At 70.9% G+C, this 14242-nt stretch carries 15 protein-coding genes and 1 tRNA gene; 8 read left to right on the forward strand and 8 right to left on the reverse strand.

Translation table 11 applies throughout. The features are described 5' to 3' along the window. On the reverse strand, positions 1–547 hold a 547-nt coding region (locus JMV16_RS04440), incomplete at its 3' end, for a BTAD domain-containing putative transcriptional regulator (protein ID WP_310737070.1). Between the two features lie 208 nt (positions 548–755). On the opposite strand from JMV16_RS04440, the gene JMV16_RS04445 reads away from it, so the two are divergent. Both JMV16_RS04445 and JMV16_RS04450 read left to right on the forward strand, forming a co-directional pair. After that, positions 756–1772, forward strand: a complete 1017-nt coding sequence (locus JMV16_RS04445) for a hypothetical protein (RefSeq protein WP_201492976.1) — start codon at positions 756–758, stop codon at positions 1770–1772. Between the two features lie 24 nt (positions 1773–1796). Continuing rightward, entirely contained in the window at positions 1797–2825 is a 1029-nt protein-coding gene (locus tag JMV16_RS04450; protein ID WP_201492977.1) for a hypothetical protein, read from the forward strand. 39 nt (positions 2826–2864) lie between these two features. Here the strand turns inward: JMV16_RS04450 and JMV16_RS04455 are convergent, their stop codons facing one another. The 4 genes from JMV16_RS04455 to JMV16_RS04470 form a co-directional block, all read right to left on the reverse strand. Beyond that, positions 2865–3749 (reverse strand): spermidine synthase, encoded by an 885-nt coding sequence (locus tag JMV16_RS04455; RefSeq protein WP_201492978.1) that lies wholly within the window; start codon positions 3747–3749, stop codon positions 2865–2867. Beyond that, the gene (locus JMV16_RS04460) at positions 3749–4339 is read right to left on the reverse strand and encodes a DUF5655 domain-containing protein (RefSeq protein WP_201492979.1); all 591 of its coding nucleotides are present in this window, start codon (positions 4337–4339) and stop codon (positions 3749–3751) included. Before JMV16_RS04460 ends, JMV16_RS04455 begins: the two co-directional genes overlap by 1 nt. Positions 4340–4404: 65 nt before the next feature. Continuing rightward, complete coding sequence (locus JMV16_RS04465; RefSeq protein WP_201492980.1) at positions 4405–5097, reverse strand: DUF2306 domain-containing protein; 693 nt, start codon at positions 5095–5097, stop codon at positions 4405–4407. Beyond that, positions 5097–5699: a TetR/AcrR family transcriptional regulator gene (locus tag JMV16_RS04470; RefSeq protein ID WP_201492981.1), complete on the reverse strand. Its 603-nt coding sequence runs from the start codon at positions 5697–5699 to the stop codon at positions 5097–5099. Before JMV16_RS04470 ends, JMV16_RS04465 begins: the two co-directional genes overlap by 1 nt. Before the next feature lie 227 nt (positions 5700–5926). Between JMV16_RS04470 and JMV16_RS04475 the strand changes: the two genes are divergently transcribed. The 3 genes from JMV16_RS04475 to ygiD all read left to right on the forward strand — a co-directional run bounded on the left by JMV16_RS04475 (position 5927) and on the right by ygiD (position 8088). Next, positions 5927–6469 carry a phasin family protein gene (locus tag JMV16_RS04475; RefSeq protein ID WP_201492982.1) on the forward strand — a complete coding sequence of 181 codons (543 nt, stop codon included), beginning with the start codon at positions 5927–5929 and terminating at the stop codon, positions 6467–6469. Positions 6470–6715: 246 nt separating this feature from the next. Further along, on the forward strand, positions 6716–7189 hold the full coding sequence (locus tag JMV16_RS04480; RefSeq protein WP_201492983.1) for a GNAT family N-acetyltransferase: 474 nt from the start codon (positions 6716–6718) through the stop codon (positions 7187–7189). Positions 7190–7194: 5 nt separating this feature from the next. Further along, positions 7195–8088 carry a 4,5-DOPA dioxygenase extradiol gene (ygiD, locus tag JMV16_RS04485; protein ID WP_201492984.1) on the forward strand — a complete coding sequence of 298 codons (894 nt, stop codon included), beginning with the start codon at positions 7195–7197 and terminating at the stop codon, positions 8086–8088. A 50-nt stretch (positions 8089–8138) separates the two neighbouring features. On the opposite strand, the gene JMV16_RS04490 is transcribed toward ygiD, so the two are convergent. The 3 genes from JMV16_RS04490 to JMV16_RS04500 all read right to left on the reverse strand — a co-directional run bounded on the left by JMV16_RS04490 (position 8139) and on the right by JMV16_RS04500 (position 10827). Further along, the gene (locus tag JMV16_RS04490) at positions 8139–9749 is read right to left on the reverse strand and encodes a methyl-accepting chemotaxis protein (protein WP_201492985.1); all 1611 of its coding nucleotides are present in this window, start codon (positions 9747–9749) and stop codon (positions 8139–8141) included. A 104-nt stretch (positions 9750–9853) separates the two neighbouring features. Further along, positions 9854–9941 (reverse strand) — tRNA-Ser (locus tag JMV16_RS04495). A 61-nt stretch (positions 9942–10002) separates the two neighbouring features. Continuing rightward, positions 10003–10827: a symmetrical bis(5'-nucleosyl)-tetraphosphatase gene (locus tag JMV16_RS04500; RefSeq protein ID WP_201492986.1), complete on the reverse strand. Its 825-nt coding sequence runs from the start codon at positions 10825–10827 to the stop codon at positions 10003–10005. 63 nt (positions 10828–10890) lie between these two features. Here JMV16_RS04500 and JMV16_RS04505 point away from each other — a divergent pair, with 63 nt between their 5' ends. The 3 genes from JMV16_RS04505 (at position 10891) to JMV16_RS04515 (ending at position 14221) form a co-directional block, all read left to right on the forward strand. Then, on the forward strand, positions 10891–12192 hold the full coding sequence (locus tag JMV16_RS04505; protein ID WP_201492987.1) for a hemolysin family protein: 1302 nt from the start codon (positions 10891–10893) through the stop codon (positions 12190–12192). Then, positions 12189–12956, forward strand: coding sequence for a SapC family protein (locus JMV16_RS04510; protein WP_201492988.1), 768 nt, complete (start codon positions 12189–12191; stop codon positions 12954–12956). Before JMV16_RS04505 ends, JMV16_RS04510 begins: the two co-directional genes overlap by 4 nt. A gap of 92 nt (positions 12957–13048) precedes the next feature. Continuing rightward, complete coding sequence (locus JMV16_RS04515; RefSeq protein ID WP_201492989.1) at positions 13049–14221, forward strand: ABC transporter substrate-binding protein; 1173 nt, start codon at positions 13049–13051, stop codon at positions 14219–14221. The last annotated feature ends 21 nt before the right edge of the window (positions 14222–14242 follow it).

The raw sequence follows: 14242 nt of genomic DNA on the forward strand, positions 1-14242 counted from the left end.
GGTGGGCCTGCTCAGGCAGGGGGTAGGCGGCAAGAAGAACTGGGAGGCGGGCCAGAGCGGCGGCGGGGCGGCCCGGGGCATGGTGGGCCGCGGCCGCGCCGCGCAGCGCGCCGTGGCGCAGGGCCACGAGGAGAGTGCGTTCGGCCTGCAGCCAGTCGGCGAAAGCGGCCGCGCCCTCGAGCTGCAGGCCGTCGGCGGGCGGGCCCAGCCACAGCGCCAGCGCCGCCTCGGGGTCGTGCGGGGCCTGCCGCTGGAACTGCAAGGCGTCGCAGTGAAGCGTGGCCGCCAGCGCCAGCGTCTCGCCTTCGGCGAGCAGCAGTTCGGTGGCGCCCGCGTCGCGCAGGCGCGCCAGTTCGCGGCGCAGGTTGCGCCGCGCGCTGCTGTCGTCCAGCTCGGGCCACAGCCAGGCGGCAATGCGGGCGCGTGGCGCGGTGCCGCCCAGTGCCAGCAGCACCAGCAGCGCCTGCGCCTTCTGCGTGGGCAGCGGCAACAAGCTGCTGCCGCGCCGCAGCGCCACGGGGCCCAGCAACCGCAGACTGAAGATCAAGGCCGTGCTCCTATCCGATGGTTGGCTTTTCCTTGCCCGGCGCGAAGAGGGCGCGCGGCCTGGCCGCTTGCCGCACCGGCGCCCATCCCCCTTCGGGGTCGATACCAGGCGCCGCAGTTTGCAACGGCCTTGCAACGCCGGCCCCCGAGCATGCCTGCACTGCCCCGGCCCCTGCGCCAGGGCGGCATCCACGCAGGAGGTTCAAGCCATGATTGCTGATCGACCAGGGCCCTCAAGGCCCTGCCCCCAGGGACGCCCGCACCTCACCGCGCTGGCCACGGCCTTTTGCGGCCTGCTGGCCACGCTGCCGGTGCAGGCCGCCACCTACAACGTCGCGCCATCGGTCACGGGCCAGTCCGAGTTGATGCCGCCGGCACTGCTTGCCGAAATGCCCTGTGGCGGTGCCTGCAGCTACACCACCGCCTCCACGGTGGCCATGGACGACGGCTACACGCTGACGCCCGGCGGGCCGCGCGCCAAGGCCTGGCCGACGGCCTTCACCACCTCCATGCCCGCCATCGGCGCCGTGGCCGAGGAACTGGTGTCGTGGGCCGGCTACGGCGGCGCCACGCTCGATGGCGGCAATGTCGGCGTCCGGCAGCGCGCGGCGGTTGACTTCGATGGCGTCAACTACGTCGGTGCCGCGCCCCGGCGCACCAGCGTGCAGAGCTGGCGCAGCGGCAGCGGCTTCAGCACCACCAGCGTGGCCGTGCGGCTCAACGTGCCGGCCAGCGGGCCGATGCGGACCTTCGTCCAGTTCACCGTGCCGACCCTGGTGCGCCAGGGCCAGAACGCCAGCTACGTGGGCGGGCCCAGCCAGTTCCAGACGATCCAGACCGCGGCTGCGCGGCTGCAGGGCCGGGCGGCGGTGGATGTGATGGTGGACGGGCTGCCGGTGTGGTCGTCGGCATCGCATGTGCTGCTGCCGCAGCGCATTCGCACGGTCGACAAGCAAGCCTTCGAGCTGCACTGGGACATGCCCCTGGGCAGCGACAAGGTCACCCTGTACCTGGGCAGCCTGCCCGCAGGCAGCCGGCACGTCGTGGCCGTGGTGGTGCGCAGCGAGCTGCGCGTGGACGCCCAGACCTGCCATGCCGACAGCGAGTTCGGCGTCTCCTACCTGCGCTGCCACAGCCGCATCGAGGGCCTGACGCTGCCCTCCGTGCAGGTGGCCGGCCCCATCGTCAGTTTCCATGTGCCCGACATCCGCATCTTCTCGCGCTGAGCCCACCTGCACAGGAGCCACACCATGATCTCCATTCGATTCGACGCGCGCCTGCTCACCTGGGCGCTGGTTCTGGCGGGCCTGTCCACGGCGGCCCAGGCCGACGGCGTGCCCTGGCCCGTGAAAGTGCTCGCCGGTGACGAACTGGCGGTGCTGTCGGGCCAGCAGTTCCTGACCCCCACCAACCACGCCTTCCACATGGCCGCCGCGGTGAAGGTGGCGGTGGACGGCATGGGCCTGCCCAGGCAGTCCGTCAAGCGCAGCCTGCAGGCGCCCGCAGCCGTGCATCAGGCCCTGCCTGCGGCCACGGGCTCGCCCCCCTTGCTGCCCAGCCCGGTGGATGGCCACCTGTATGACTTTCAACAGGTGGGCAACCACGCCCAGACCTGGGCCACGATGACGGCGGTGGGCGTGCCACATATCGCGCTGCGCGGCTTTGGGGCGTTCGACGCCGAGGCCACCGTGTCCTGGAGCACCACCGTCACGCTGGCGGCCAATGGCGGCCTGCGCGAAGTGGTGGTGAGCTTCGTGATGCCGCCAGTGATGGTGAGCGGCAACTCCGAAGCCGACGGCCCGGCCTTCTGGCGGGCCCGGCTGCATGCCGACCTCCTGGTCAACGGCCATCCGGCCTGGTCGACCGAGGCCTTGCGCTTCACGGCCGACCCGACCCTGGACTTCGAATCCACAGGCAGCAAGATCGTGCTGCAGCAGTTCGGCGACCCGCTGGGCTTCCCGAGCAACGACGAAGATCCGCCAGCCACCGGCAATCAGATCAGCAACGACAGCGACGCCGGCAGCGTCGACGGCCCGAGCAGCAAGCGCACGGTCAACCTGAGCCTGGGCCGCTTTGCGCCCGGAACGGTGCTGGACCTGTCGCTGGTGCTGCGCGCGCACGCCCTGACCGTGCCCACCTTCGCTGGCAAGACGCTGCCGCGGGCCTGTACGCAGGGCCCCGACGCCGCCACCGGCCAGCTGCGCTACTTCTGCTCGCGCGGCTCGGTGGCGGTGCTGGGCGCTGCCACCGAATCGCCCCGCATCTACCGCCTGCCCTGAGCCGTGCCGGCCCTCGAGCCCGGCGGCGCTTGCCCGGCGCTACAGCGGTGCGGCGCTGAACGCCAGCAGCCCGGCCAGCGGGTGCAGGGGCCGCAGCGCCGCGTCCAGCGCCTGCGCGCGCAGCTGCAGCGCCTGGCGCGTGTACGCCGGGCCGCGGTAGGCGGCCAGCACGGCGCTGTCGCCGATGCGGTACACGTCGACCTGGGGCAGGGCGGCGCGCAGCGCCGGCAGCAGGCGGCGCGTGTCCACGCCGGGCAGGTAGACGTTCTGCATCACCACGCCGCCGGGCGCCAGGTGCGCGGCGACGATGGCGAAGAAGGCCTCGTCCATCAGCGCCGGGGGGATGGACTGGTCGTCGTAGGCGTCGAGCATGATGACGTCGAACTGCGTGCGCGAGGCCTCCAGCCAGGCGCGGCCGTCCTGGATGTGGACTCGCAGCCGCGGGTGCGGCGCCAGGCCGAAGTGGCGCGCGCCCAGCTCTACCGCGTGGCGGTCGATGTCGATGGCGTCGACCTCGGCGGCCGGAAAGTTGCGCAGCGTGTAGCCGGTCATGTTGCCGGCGCCCACGCCGATCTGCAGCATGCGCGCATAGGGCTCGGCGTAGACCACGCCCAGCATCATCAGCCGCGTGTAGGCAGCGGCCAGCTCCAGCGGGCGGTCGAGGTCGAGCACCGACTGGTAGACGATCTCGCTGCCCGGTCCGTAGGCCAGGTAGCGCTTGCGCTGCAGCTCGACCACGGCGAGGCGGCCGAACTGCGTCTGGCGCTCTTCGATCACCTTCAGCTGCGGCGCCGGCTGCAGCGCCTGCTGCAGGCGCTCGCAGCCGGCCAGGCCGGCGCCGGCCAGCAGGCCGGCGCCGCCCAGGCGCAGCACGCGGCGCCGGCTGGGCTGGGGGGCGGGCGGCCCGTTGCGGGGGGCGGGCATCAGGCGGCGGCGTCGTAGGCCGCACGCAGCCAGGCCACGAGTTCGGCGTCGATCTCGGCCGCGCCGCTGATGCGCAGGGTGTAGGGGCACATGCCGCCCGCGGGCATGGTCTTCAGGCGCGGGCCGGGGGCCAGGTTGCGGGCGTTCAGGCCGATCTCGATGGCGTCCTTGGTGGCCGGGCCGATCATCGCGAACTGCTTCTTGCGGCGCAGGCTCACGTAGGCCTTCTTGGGCGCCTGCTCGAAACTGCCGAAGCCCAGCACCTGCTGCAGCACGGCCGCGTGCAGCGCGCGCAGCGGCGCCTTGGCGCCGGTGTAGATGGCGTCCAGCGGGTCGCCCGCCGCGTCAGGCACGGGCGCGGCGGGGGCCGCGCTGCCATCCAGCGCCGGCACCGGCTTGCCGTAGAACAGGGCCACGACATTGGCGTCGCCATAGCCCAGCTGGAACTGCGCCATCAGCAGGCTGCGGCGCTCGCCGGTCTTGGCCAGGCCGCTGGCCGCCAGCACCGCGTGCAGCTCGGCGATGGTCTTGCCGCTGCGGGCCTGGATGTTGCGCAACTGGGTCAGCGTGGCCGCCTGGGGATCTGCCATGGGATGTCCTTCGCGCCAAGGGTTCGAGTTGCGGCGGACGAGGTTTGCATGAGCCGCCGCGTGCGTCAATGCGCGGATTCCGCCGGGCCTGCGCCGAATGCCCGACGCCAGCCGGCGCGGCGGCCCGCGCCGCCCGCACGCCGCGTCGCCAGCGCAGCGGGCGCGGCGCGAGACAGCAGCCACTCGGCCAGCGCCAGGTTGGGCAGCCAGCACAGCCAGGCGACCACCGGGTAGGCCAGCGCCAGGCTCAGGCCGCCCACGATGGCAGCGGGCAGATACAGCCGCAGCGTGACCGCCGCGAGCGTGAGTGCGAAGTTGCGTGCCATCCAGCGCCGGTGGCCGGCCACGTCGCCGCGCAGGATGCGCTGCAGGGCCAGCACGCCCGTGGCCAGCCAGAGCAGGGCCAGCGTGGCGAAGCCCGCACGCGACCAGGCCCCACCGTAGGCATTGGCGGCCAGCGCGAGCCCGCTCAGCCCGCCCAGGCCCACACCCAGCGCCAGGTAGACGCGGCCCAGCCCGCGGTGCAGGGTGGGCCAGCGAGCCCGCAAGTCGGCGCGGAACTGCAGCGGCCCCAGCAGCAGTGCCGCCGCGGCGGCAAAGACATGCAGGTAGACCAGGGCCGGGACATGGGCCGCAAACGAGAGGCGGATGTCAGGGTGCAGCACCGCGCCCAGCGGCAGCACGGCGTAGGCGGCGATGGCATAGGCCGCCACCGCCAGGGACAGCCACGCGAGCAGTGTCTGCAGCGATTTTTTCATCAGCGATTTCCTTTCCTTGGCGGGCGGTTTGTGGCGGGCTCCGGTGGGGGCAGGGGGTGCCAGCCGTCCAGCAGCCGCGCCAGGTTCTGGCGCGTGCCCTCGACGATGGGGCCGGAGAAGCCGCGCAGGTGCGTCTGGCGCAGCACCGCCGCGCCGTGTACCAGGGACCAGATCCCGAAGGCCAGCACTTCGACCGGCTCGCGCGGGCCGCCCAGGAAGTCGCCGACCCTGTCGATCAGGAAGCCGTAGGGCGAGCCCGCGTCCGGCAGGTCTTCCAGGCTGCGCCGCACGCTGGGCAGTTCCTTGAAGAACAGGGCGAAGAGCGAGGCCTGGGTGTCGGCAAAGTGCAGGTAGCCCATCGCCGTCGACAGCAGTCGCTCCCGCGCGTCGTCGCCTTGGCAAGCCTGGCGCAGGCAGTCACCGAGCGCGGCGCTGGCGCGGCGGCTGGCTTCGGAGAGCAGCGCCTCCTTGTTGGCGAAGTGCGTGTAGATCGACGGCGCCTGGATGCCGACCCGCTCGGCCACCTTGCGCAGGGACAAGGCGGCCAGGCCCTGCTCGGCAATCAGTTCGGCACAGGCTTGGATGAGGGCATCGCGGGTCATGGCAGACCATCCTAACGTCGTTAGGATGGCATCCTAACAGCGTTAGGATCGCCATGGCAAGTGTTTGAGGAGGGCAGGCGCGCAGCCTGCCTGGGCTGCGCACTCTAAAGATGTTGCGGTGCAGCAATTTCGCTTGTGCAAGCCGATTTTGTCCGTACCATTGGCATCATGCTGCACCGCAACATTTCTTGTTCAACGGTTTGCAGATCAACCCCCTGGAGCGATGCATGAACCAACCCGCTGAACAATTCCTGGCCTCGGCCAAGACCGCGATGTCTGATCTGAACGAGATGGCCGCCACCGCGATGGCCGGCTTCGAGAAGCTCGTCGAACTGAACATGTCCACCGCGAAGTCGGCCCTGGCCGACAGCGCCGGGCAGCTGCAAGCCGGCCTGTCCGCCAAGGCGCCGCAGGATCTGGGCGCCGCCGCCGCGCTGGCCCAGCCGATGGCCGAGAAGGCCGCCGCCTACGGCCGTGCCGTGGCCGGCATCGTCACCGAAACCGGCACTGCCCTGACCAAGGCCGCCGAAGGCAAGTTTGCCGACGTCCAGGCCCAGGCCGTGGCCGGCATCGAAGCCGCCCTGAAGCACGCCCCCGCGGGCAGCGAACAAGCCGTGGCCGCCTTCAAGCAGGCGATGAGCACCGGCCAGGCCGCGATGGAAACCGCGCAGGCGCAAGCCAAGCAGGCGGTCGAGGCGGCGGGCAAGAACTTTGCGGCCGCCACCGACGCGGCGGTCAAGGCCACCAAGACGGCCGGCAAGGCCCGATGATCTGACCCCGGCCGGCCCTGTTGCGGGCCGGCCAGGCCAGCGCCACCAAAAGCCCCGCATGCGGGGCTTTGCCGCTTCTGGGGGCAAGGGTAGCGGCCCCTGCCCGACCGGCGCCGGCCGCGCCCCGCCGCCGGCCGGCAGGGGGCAGGCCTGGGCGCGGATGGGGCGCCGCTCAGGCAACAATGGTTGGCTGCCCCCCGTGCAGCACCGCTCTCGCACCGATCCGCACCAGCCGTCCTTTCAGCCATGCACATCGAAATCGACGATCTCACCCGGCCCGCCATCCACGCCTTGCTCGACGAGCATCTGCGCAGCATGCACGAGCTTTCGCCGCCCGAGAGCGTGCATGCGCTCGACCTGGACCGGCTGCGCCAGCCCGCCATCACCTTCTGGTCGGCCTGGGAAGGGCCGCTGCTGCTGGGCTGCGGCGCGCTCAAGGAGTTGAGCCCCACGCACGGCGAGGTGAAATCGATGCGCACGCCGGCTGCGCTGCGCCGCCAGGGCGCGGGCCGCGCCCTCCTGGCCCACATCGTCGCCGCCGCGCGTGCGCGCGGCTACGAGCGGCTGAGCCTGGAGACCGGCTCCACCATCGAGTTCGAGCCCGCCTGCAAGCTCTATGAGAGCTTCGGCTTCGGCTACTGCGGTCCTTTTGCCGACTATGTCGAAGACCCGTTCAGCGTCTACATGACCCTGGTGCTGGCGCCGGCTGCGGCGGCCTGAGCCCCATGTCCAGCCGGCGCCAGTTCCTGAGGCAGGCCGCGGGGCCGCTGGCCGCCCTCGGCGCGCTGGCCCGGCTGGCCGGCGCGGCCATGGCCGCGCCGACACCCGCGCGCATGCCGACACTCTTCATCGGCCACGGCAGCCCGATGAACGCCATCCAGGACAACGGTTTCAGCCGCTTCCTGCGCAGCTGGGGCGGGCGCCTGCCCCGGCCCAGGGCCATCCTGATGGTCTCGGCGCATTGGCTCACGCCCGGCACCACGGCGGTGGGCGTGCAGGCGCGTCCGCGCACCATTCATGATTTCGGCGGCTTCCCCAAGGCGCTCTTCGACATGGAGTACCCGGCGCCGGGCGCGCCCGGGTTCGCCCGCGAGGCGGCGGCCCTGGTGCTCCGGACGCGCGTGGCGCCGCGCGAGGACTGGGGCCTGGACCACGGCAGCTGGACCGTGCTGCACCACCTGTATCCCGCTGCCGATGTGCCGGTGTTCCAGCTGTCCATCGATTTCGACAAGCCCGCGGCCTATCACCACGCCCTGGGCCGCGAGCTGGCGCCGCTGCGCGAGCGCGGCGTGCTCATCGTCGGCAGCGGCAATGTGGTCCACAACCTGCGCGTGCTCGACCACGCCGAGGGCCTGGCGGCCAGCGCCAGCCGGCCCTGGGCCCAGGCCTTCGACGACGGCGTGCGGCGCGCGCTGGCGGGGCGCGACGACATGGCCCTGGTCAACTACACGCGGCTCGCCGGCGAGGCCGCGGCCACGGCCGTGCCCACGCCCGACCACTACCTGCCGCTGCTCTATGCACTGGGCGCCTCGGATTCGATGAGCGAGCCCGCGGCCAGCGTCTTCGAGGGCTTCCAGGCCGGCACGATCAGCATGCGCTGCGTGCAGTTCGGCGCCTGAGGGCGCGGCCACCGGCCGCGCGGGCCTGGGCGCGGGGCGGCCCGCCGCCGTCAGACGGTGCGGTTGAGCTTCCTCAGTGCCACCGCATCCAACTGCGACACCGTCTTCTCGCCGGGCTTGAGCCGGAAGATGCGCGTCGCGATCGACACCGTGTCCACCTGGCTGCGCAGGGACTGGGCCGCGGCCGCCAGTTCCTCCACCATGGCCGTGTTCTGCTGGGTGATCTGGTCGAGCTGGCTCACCGCGTCGTTGATCTGCGAGATGCCGGCCTCCTGCTCGACGGCGGAACGGCTGATGTCGGCCAGCACCTGGCTCACCTCGCCCACCGAGGCCAGCGCCGAGGCCACGCTTTTCGTGGCGTCCACCACCTCGACCTCGCCGCGGCTGACGCGGTCGGCCGATTCCTGGATCAGTTTCTTGATCTCCTTGGCGGCCTCGCTCGTGCGGTGGGCGAGCGACCTCACCTCGGTGGCCACGACGGCGAAGCCGCGGCCGGATTCGCCGGCGCGGGCGGCTTCCACCGCCGCATTGAGCGCCAGGATGTTGGTCTGGAAGGCCACGCCTTCGACCACCTGGATGATCTCGCCGATGCGCTTGGACGATTCGCTGATCGAGCCCATGGTCTGCGCCACGGCGTGGACGGCATCGTTGCTCCGGCTGGCCACCGTCGACGTGGAGGCCGCGATGTCGGCCCCCCGCTGGGCCGATTCGGCGCTCTGGCTCACCGTGCCGTGGATCTGCTCGATCGATGCGGCCGTGCGCTCCAGGCTGCCGGCCTGCGATTCGGTGCGCGCCGACAAATCCTGGTTGCCCTGCGCGATGGCGGCGATGAAGGGCTTGAGCCTGTCGACGTCGGTCTGGGTGTTGAGGATCACCGCCCGGATGTTGACCTGCAGCTGCCGCAGCGCCTTCTGCAGGTCACCCGTGAGGCCGTTGGTGTTGAGCGTGATGGCATGGGCCAGGTCGACCGCGCCCAGCCGGCGCGAATCGTCCAGCAGCTGGCGCAGGGGCCACAGCACCTGCTTGAGCGTGAGGTAGGCGGTGACGGTCAGGGTGGCCGCGGTGATCAGCACGGTGGCCCAGAAGGGCAGCCAGAGGGCGGAGAACACGGCCGCTGCCGCGACGGCAAGCTGAAACCAGATCAGGCGCAGCCCGAGCAGCCTGCCGAGCATCTGCCAGAACTTGGCCCACGGCGAGAAGTGGATGACGCGGCCCTGGCGCAGCCCCAATTTGCGCTGCCCGGTCTTGGCCTGCTCGCGCAGCTGCGCATACAGGTGCTCGGCGGCCTCGATGTCGGCGCGCTCGGGCGTCGTGCGGACCGACAGGTAGCCCGTGATCTCGTTGCCGTCCTTGGTGGGCGTGGCGTTGGCGACAACCCAGTAGTGGTCGCCGTCCTTGCGGCGGTTCTTGACCAGGCCGGTCCACGGCAGGCCCTTCTGGATGGTCTCCCACAGGTCGCGGAAGGCTTCTTCCGGCATGTCGGGATGGCGCACGATGTTGTGGGCCTGCCCGAGGAGTTCGCTGGCCGTGTAGCCGCTGACGGTCACGAAGGCCTCGTTGCAATAGGTGATGCGGCCCTTGGTGTCGGTGACCGAAACCAGGCTCTGCAGCTCGGGCGGCGGCACGTACTCCCGCGCCGTGACCGGTAGATTGACTCGCATGGGAGGTGGTCCTCTCAGGGATGCATCGATAGCGCCATACGCCGCGTTATCGGAAAGCCCCGGGGAAGCTTGAGCCGGCCGGCAGATTGCGGGCGGGGCCAAGTTGGCGGAAGCGGTGAGATTCGAACTCACGGACCCTTGCGGGTCGCCGGTTTTCAAGACCGGTGCAATCGACCACTCTGCCACGCTTCCTGCGGCGTCGATTGTGCCCCGGCCGCGGCGCCCGCGCGTTCAGCGTCGGTGCCGGTCCCGCTCAGCGCCCCGGCTTCTGCTGCTGCTTGCAGGCCACCTGCACCAGCTCGCGCCGCCCGCCGTCCACGCGCATCGCGCTCAGGGCGCCGCCCCACACGCAGCCGGTGTCCAGCGCCAGCAGGTCAGGGCGGTCGACCAGGCCCAGCATGCTCCAGTGGCCGAAGGCGATGGGTTGGCCGGCGCTCTTGCGGCCGGGCACCTCGAACCAGGGGTGGTAGCCGGCCGGCGCGCGCTCGGCACCTTCCTTGGCGTCGAGGTCGAGCTTGCCCTCGGTGGTGCAGAAGCGCAGCCGCGTGAGCGCGTTGACGATGAAGCGGGCGCGGGCGTGGCCTTCCAGCGCCTCGTTCCAGCGCCGCGGCTCGTCGCTGTACATGGCCTGCAGAAAGCCCGCCAGCCCGGGGCCGGCGAGCAGCGCCTGCACCTCGGCGGCCAGCGCCAGCGTGCGTGCCGCGTCCCATTGCGGCACCAGGCCGGCGTGTACGCACAGCCAGCCGGCTTCCAGGTGGGCCAGCGGCTGGTGGCGCAGCCAGGTGATCCAGTGTTCGCGGTCGCCGGCCTCCAGCACGTCGGCGAAGGTGTCGCCGCGCTTGAGGCTGCGCGCGCCATGGGCCACGGCCAGCAGGTGCAGGTCGTGGTTGCCCAGCAGGCAGGTGGCGGCGTCACCAAAGCCGGCCAGCCGGCGCAGCACGGCCAGCGAGGCCGGACCGCGGTTGACGAGGTCGCCCAGCAGCACGATGCGGTCGCGCGACGGTGAAAAGCCGATCTCGGACAGCAGGCGGGCCAGGGCCTCGTCGCAGCCCTGAACGTCGCCGATGAGGTGGATCATGGGCCGATTCTGCTACGCTCGCGCCGTTTCTTCCGGCCCCCGCCCCGCGCGTTGGCGGCGCGCATGGACTTCACACTCCTCGTCTTCCTGATCCTGCTCAACGGTCTCTTCGCGATGTCGGAGATGGCGCTCACCGCCAGCCGCAAGGCGCGGCTGCAGGTGATGGTGGAGGGCGGCGAGCCCGGCGCCCAGGCCGCGATGGACCTGCACGAGCACCCCACGCGCTGGCTCTCGACGGTGCAGATCGGCATCACCTCCATCGGCGTGCTCAACGGCATCGTCGGCGAGAACGCCTTCGCCGAGCCCCTGGGTCAATGGCTGGCGCAGCACTTCGGCATCGCCGAGCGCGCCGCGGCCATTGGGGCCACCGCGCTGGTGGTGGCGATGATCACGGTGCTGACCATCATCTTCGGCGAGCTGGTGCCCAAGCGCCTGGGCCAGATGTATCCCGAGACCGTGGCGCGCCTGGTGGCACGGCCGATGAACTGGCTGTCCACCGCCACCCGGCCGCTGGTGGCGCTGCTGAGCATCTGCACCGACGCCGTGCTGCACCTGATGGGCTTGCGCGAAGGCCCGTCGCGTGCGGTCACCGAAGAGGAGATCGCCGCCAGCCTGGAAGAGGGCGTCGACGCCGGCGTCATCGAGGCCCAGGAGCACCAGATGGTGCGCAATGTCTTCCGGCTGGATGATCGACAGATCGGATCGATGATGATTCCGCGCGCCGAAATCGTCTGGCTCGACGAAGCCGACGCCGTGGGCGTGCTGCTGGAGCGCATCGCTGAGAGCGGCCACACGCGCTTTCCGGTCTGCCGCGGCTCGCTGGACGACGTGCGCGGCGTGCTCAACGTGGCCAGCCTGCTCGCGCCGCTGGCACGCGGCGAGCCACCGGCGCTGGCCGAGCACACGGAGCCGCCGGTCTTTGTGCCCGAGACGCTGTCGGGGATGGAGCTGCTCGAGCATTTCCGCGCCTCGGGCACCGACCTGGTCTTCGTCGTCGACGAGTACGGCGCGGTGCAGGGCGTGATCACCGAGCGCGACCTGCTCGAGGCCATCACCGGCGAGTTCGGCACCGAAAGCGACGAAGACGCCTGGGCGGTGCAGCGCGACGACGGCAGCTGGCTGCTCGACGGCCTGATCCCGGTGCCAGAATTCAAGGACCGGCTGGACCTGAAGGAACTGCCGGAGGAAGACCGTGGCCGCTACAACACGCTGGCGGGCATGATCATGCTGCTGCTCGGCCGCCTGCCCGATACCGGCGACGCGGTGGAGTGGGAAGGCTGGCGCTTCGAGGTCGTCGACCTCGATGGCAAACGTGTCGACAAGGTGCTCGTGAGCCGCACCGGAAACCCTGGAGAAGACTCTTGATCAATCAGAACCTGCACCGCCAGCCCATCGCGCTGGACAGTGCCCAGCACCGCCAGCTCAAGCTCAAGGTGCCCATCACCGACTGGTCGGTGGCCAAGAACCTGAACGCCAGCTTCGTGGCGGCGGCCGAGTTCATCGATGTCTGCCGCGAGTTTCCCATCGTCTTCGTCAAGGCGGGCAAGGAGCCCGACGGCAGCGATGCCATCGCGCCGCTGGCGGTGTTCGGCATGGCGAAGGACCAGAATCTCTACGTCAGTGGCGAACGCTGGCGCGCGCTGTACATGCCGGCCATCCTGCGCTTCTACCCCTTCTGCATCGCCCGCATCGACGAGCAGCGCTTCGCGATCTGCATCGACAGCGCCTTCAACGGCGTCAACACCGAAGAAGGCCAGCCGCTGTTCGCGGCCGATGGCAAGCCCAGCGAATTGCTGGCCGACATGCAAAAGCAGCTTGAGACGCTCGAGACCGAGATCCAGCGCACCCGCCTGGTGGGCAAGCGCCTGCTCGAGCTGGACCTGCTGCGCGAGATGCGTTTCGACTCCACCCTGCCCGACGGCACCAAGCACACGGTGGACGGATTCCTCACCGTCGACGACGCCAAGCTCACGGCCCTGCCCGACAACGTGGTGGGCGAGCTGCACCGCAGCGGCCTCCTGGGCCTGGTACACCTGCACTGGGCCTCGCTGGGCAATATGCGCCGCCTGCTCGACTGGCACATCGAGCGCGCGGCCGCTGCGCCCGCCGCGCCCGCCGCCGCGGCCTGATCCCACGGCCGCGCCCGCGGCCGACGCCCGCCCGACAGTCAGGCGCCGGCCCCGTGCCGGCGCTGCCGCCGCACGCAAGAGACAACAGCGACATGCGCAACCGCAGAACCTTTCTGGCCGTGCTGGCCCCGGCTGCTTTTGCCGCCCTGGTGGCCAGCCCGGCGCAGGCACAGGGCGAGGTGTTGAAGATCGGCGTCATCCTGCCGCTCACCGGCACACTGGCCTCGTCGGGGCGCCAGATCGAAGGAGCCATCAAGCTCTGGCTGGCGCAGCACGGCAACAAGGTGGCCGGCCGCACGGTGCAGCTCATCGTGCGGGACGACGGCACCCTGCCCGACACCACGCGCCGCCTGGCCCAGGAGATGGTGGTCAACGACAAGGTCGTGGCGCTGGCCGGCTTCGGCATCACGCCGTCGGCGCTGGCCAGCGCGCCCATCGCGACGCAGAGCAAGACGCCGATGGTGGTGATGGCGGCGGCCACCTCGGCCATCACCGAGGCCAGCCCCTACATCGTGCGCACCAGCTTCACGCTGCCGCAGGCGGCGGTGGGCATCGCCGAATGGGCCGCCAAGAACGGCATCAGGAAGACCGTGACCCTGGTGGCCGACTACGGCCCCGGCTTCGACGCCGAGAAGTACTTCGCCGAGCGCATGCTGCTCAACGGCGGCCAGGTGGTCGAGAAGCTGCGCACGCCGCTGCGCGGGCCCGATTTCGCACCGGCGCTGCAGAAGGTGCGCGACATCAAGCCCGACGCGCTCTTCGTCTTCCTGCCGGCGGGCCAGGGCGCGGCCTTCATGAAGCAGTTTGCCGAGCGCGGCCTGGATAAATCGGGCATACGCCTGATCGCCACCGGCGACGTGACCGACGACGACCAGCTCGCCGACATGGGCGATGTCGCGCTGGGCGTGGTCAGCTCGCACCACTATTCGGCCGCCCACACCAGCGCGATGAACCGGAAGTTCGTCGCCGACTACATGGCGCTGAACAAGTTCCGCCCCAACTTCATGGCCGTGGGCGGCTGGGACGGCATGCGCGTGCTCTACAAGGCACTGGAGGCCAGCAAGGGCGCCGGTGGCGACGCGCTGCTGGCGGCGATGAAGGGCCAGCTCTTCGAGAGCCCGCGCGGCCAGGTGCTGATCGACGCGCAGACGCGCGATGTCGTCCACGACATGCACATCCGCCGGGTCGAGCGCCGCGACGGCCAGCTCTGGAACATCGAGTTCGATGCCATCAAAGCCATGAAAGACCCCGGCAAGCTCCGATGAGCCGCCGACTTCGAGCGGCCG

The organism is Rubrivivax sp. A210 (assembly GCF_904426505.1).
Classification (GTDB): domain Bacteria; phylum Pseudomonadota; class Gammaproteobacteria; order Burkholderiales; family Burkholderiaceae_C; genus Rubrivivax.

Excerpts from the sequence above, each read along its gene's own strand:
- JMV16_RS04455 (WP_201492978.1), bottom strand. The coding sequence starts at position 3,749 with ATGCCCGCCCCCCGCAACGGGCCGCCCGCCCCCCAGCCCAGCCGGCGC.
- JMV16_RS04480 (WP_201492983.1), top strand. The coding sequence starts at position 6,716 with ATGCACATCGAAATCGACGATCTCACCCGGCCCGCCATCCACGCCTTG.
- JMV16_RS04475 (WP_201492982.1), top strand. The coding sequence starts at position 5,927 with ATGAACCAACCCGCTGAACAATTCCTGGCCTCGGCCAAGACCGCGATG.
- JMV16_RS04490 (WP_201492985.1), bottom strand. The coding sequence starts at position 9,749 with ATGCGAGTCAATCTACCGGTCACGGCGCGGGAGTACGTGCCGCCGCCC.
- JMV16_RS04505 (WP_201492987.1), top strand. The coding sequence starts at position 10,891 with ATGGACTTCACACTCCTCGTCTTCCTGATCCTGCTCAACGGTCTCTTC.
- ygiD (WP_201492984.1), top strand. The coding sequence starts at position 7,195 with ATGTCCAGCCGGCGCCAGTTCCTGAGGCAGGCCGCGGGGCCGCTGGCC.
- JMV16_RS04450 (WP_201492977.1), top strand. The coding sequence starts at position 1,797 with ATGATCTCCATTCGATTCGACGCGCGCCTGCTCACCTGGGCGCTGGTT.
- JMV16_RS04465 (WP_201492980.1), bottom strand. The coding sequence starts at position 5,097 with ATGAAAAAATCGCTGCAGACACTGCTCGCGTGGCTGTCCCTGGCGGTG.
- JMV16_RS04500 (WP_201492986.1), bottom strand. The coding sequence starts at position 10,827 with ATGATCCACCTCATCGGCGACGTTCAGGGCTGCGACGAGGCCCTGGCC.
- JMV16_RS04460 (WP_201492979.1), bottom strand. The coding sequence starts at position 4,339 with ATGGCAGATCCCCAGGCGGCCACGCTGACCCAGTTGCGCAACATCCAG.
- JMV16_RS04445 (WP_201492976.1), top strand. The coding sequence starts at position 756 with ATGATTGCTGATCGACCAGGGCCCTCAAGGCCCTGCCCCCAGGGACGC.
- JMV16_RS04470 (WP_201492981.1), bottom strand. The coding sequence starts at position 5,699 with ATGACCCGCGATGCCCTCATCCAAGCCTGTGCCGAACTGATTGCCGAG.
- JMV16_RS04515 (WP_201492989.1), top strand. The coding sequence starts at position 13,049 with ATGCGCAACCGCAGAACCTTTCTGGCCGTGCTGGCCCCGGCTGCTTTT.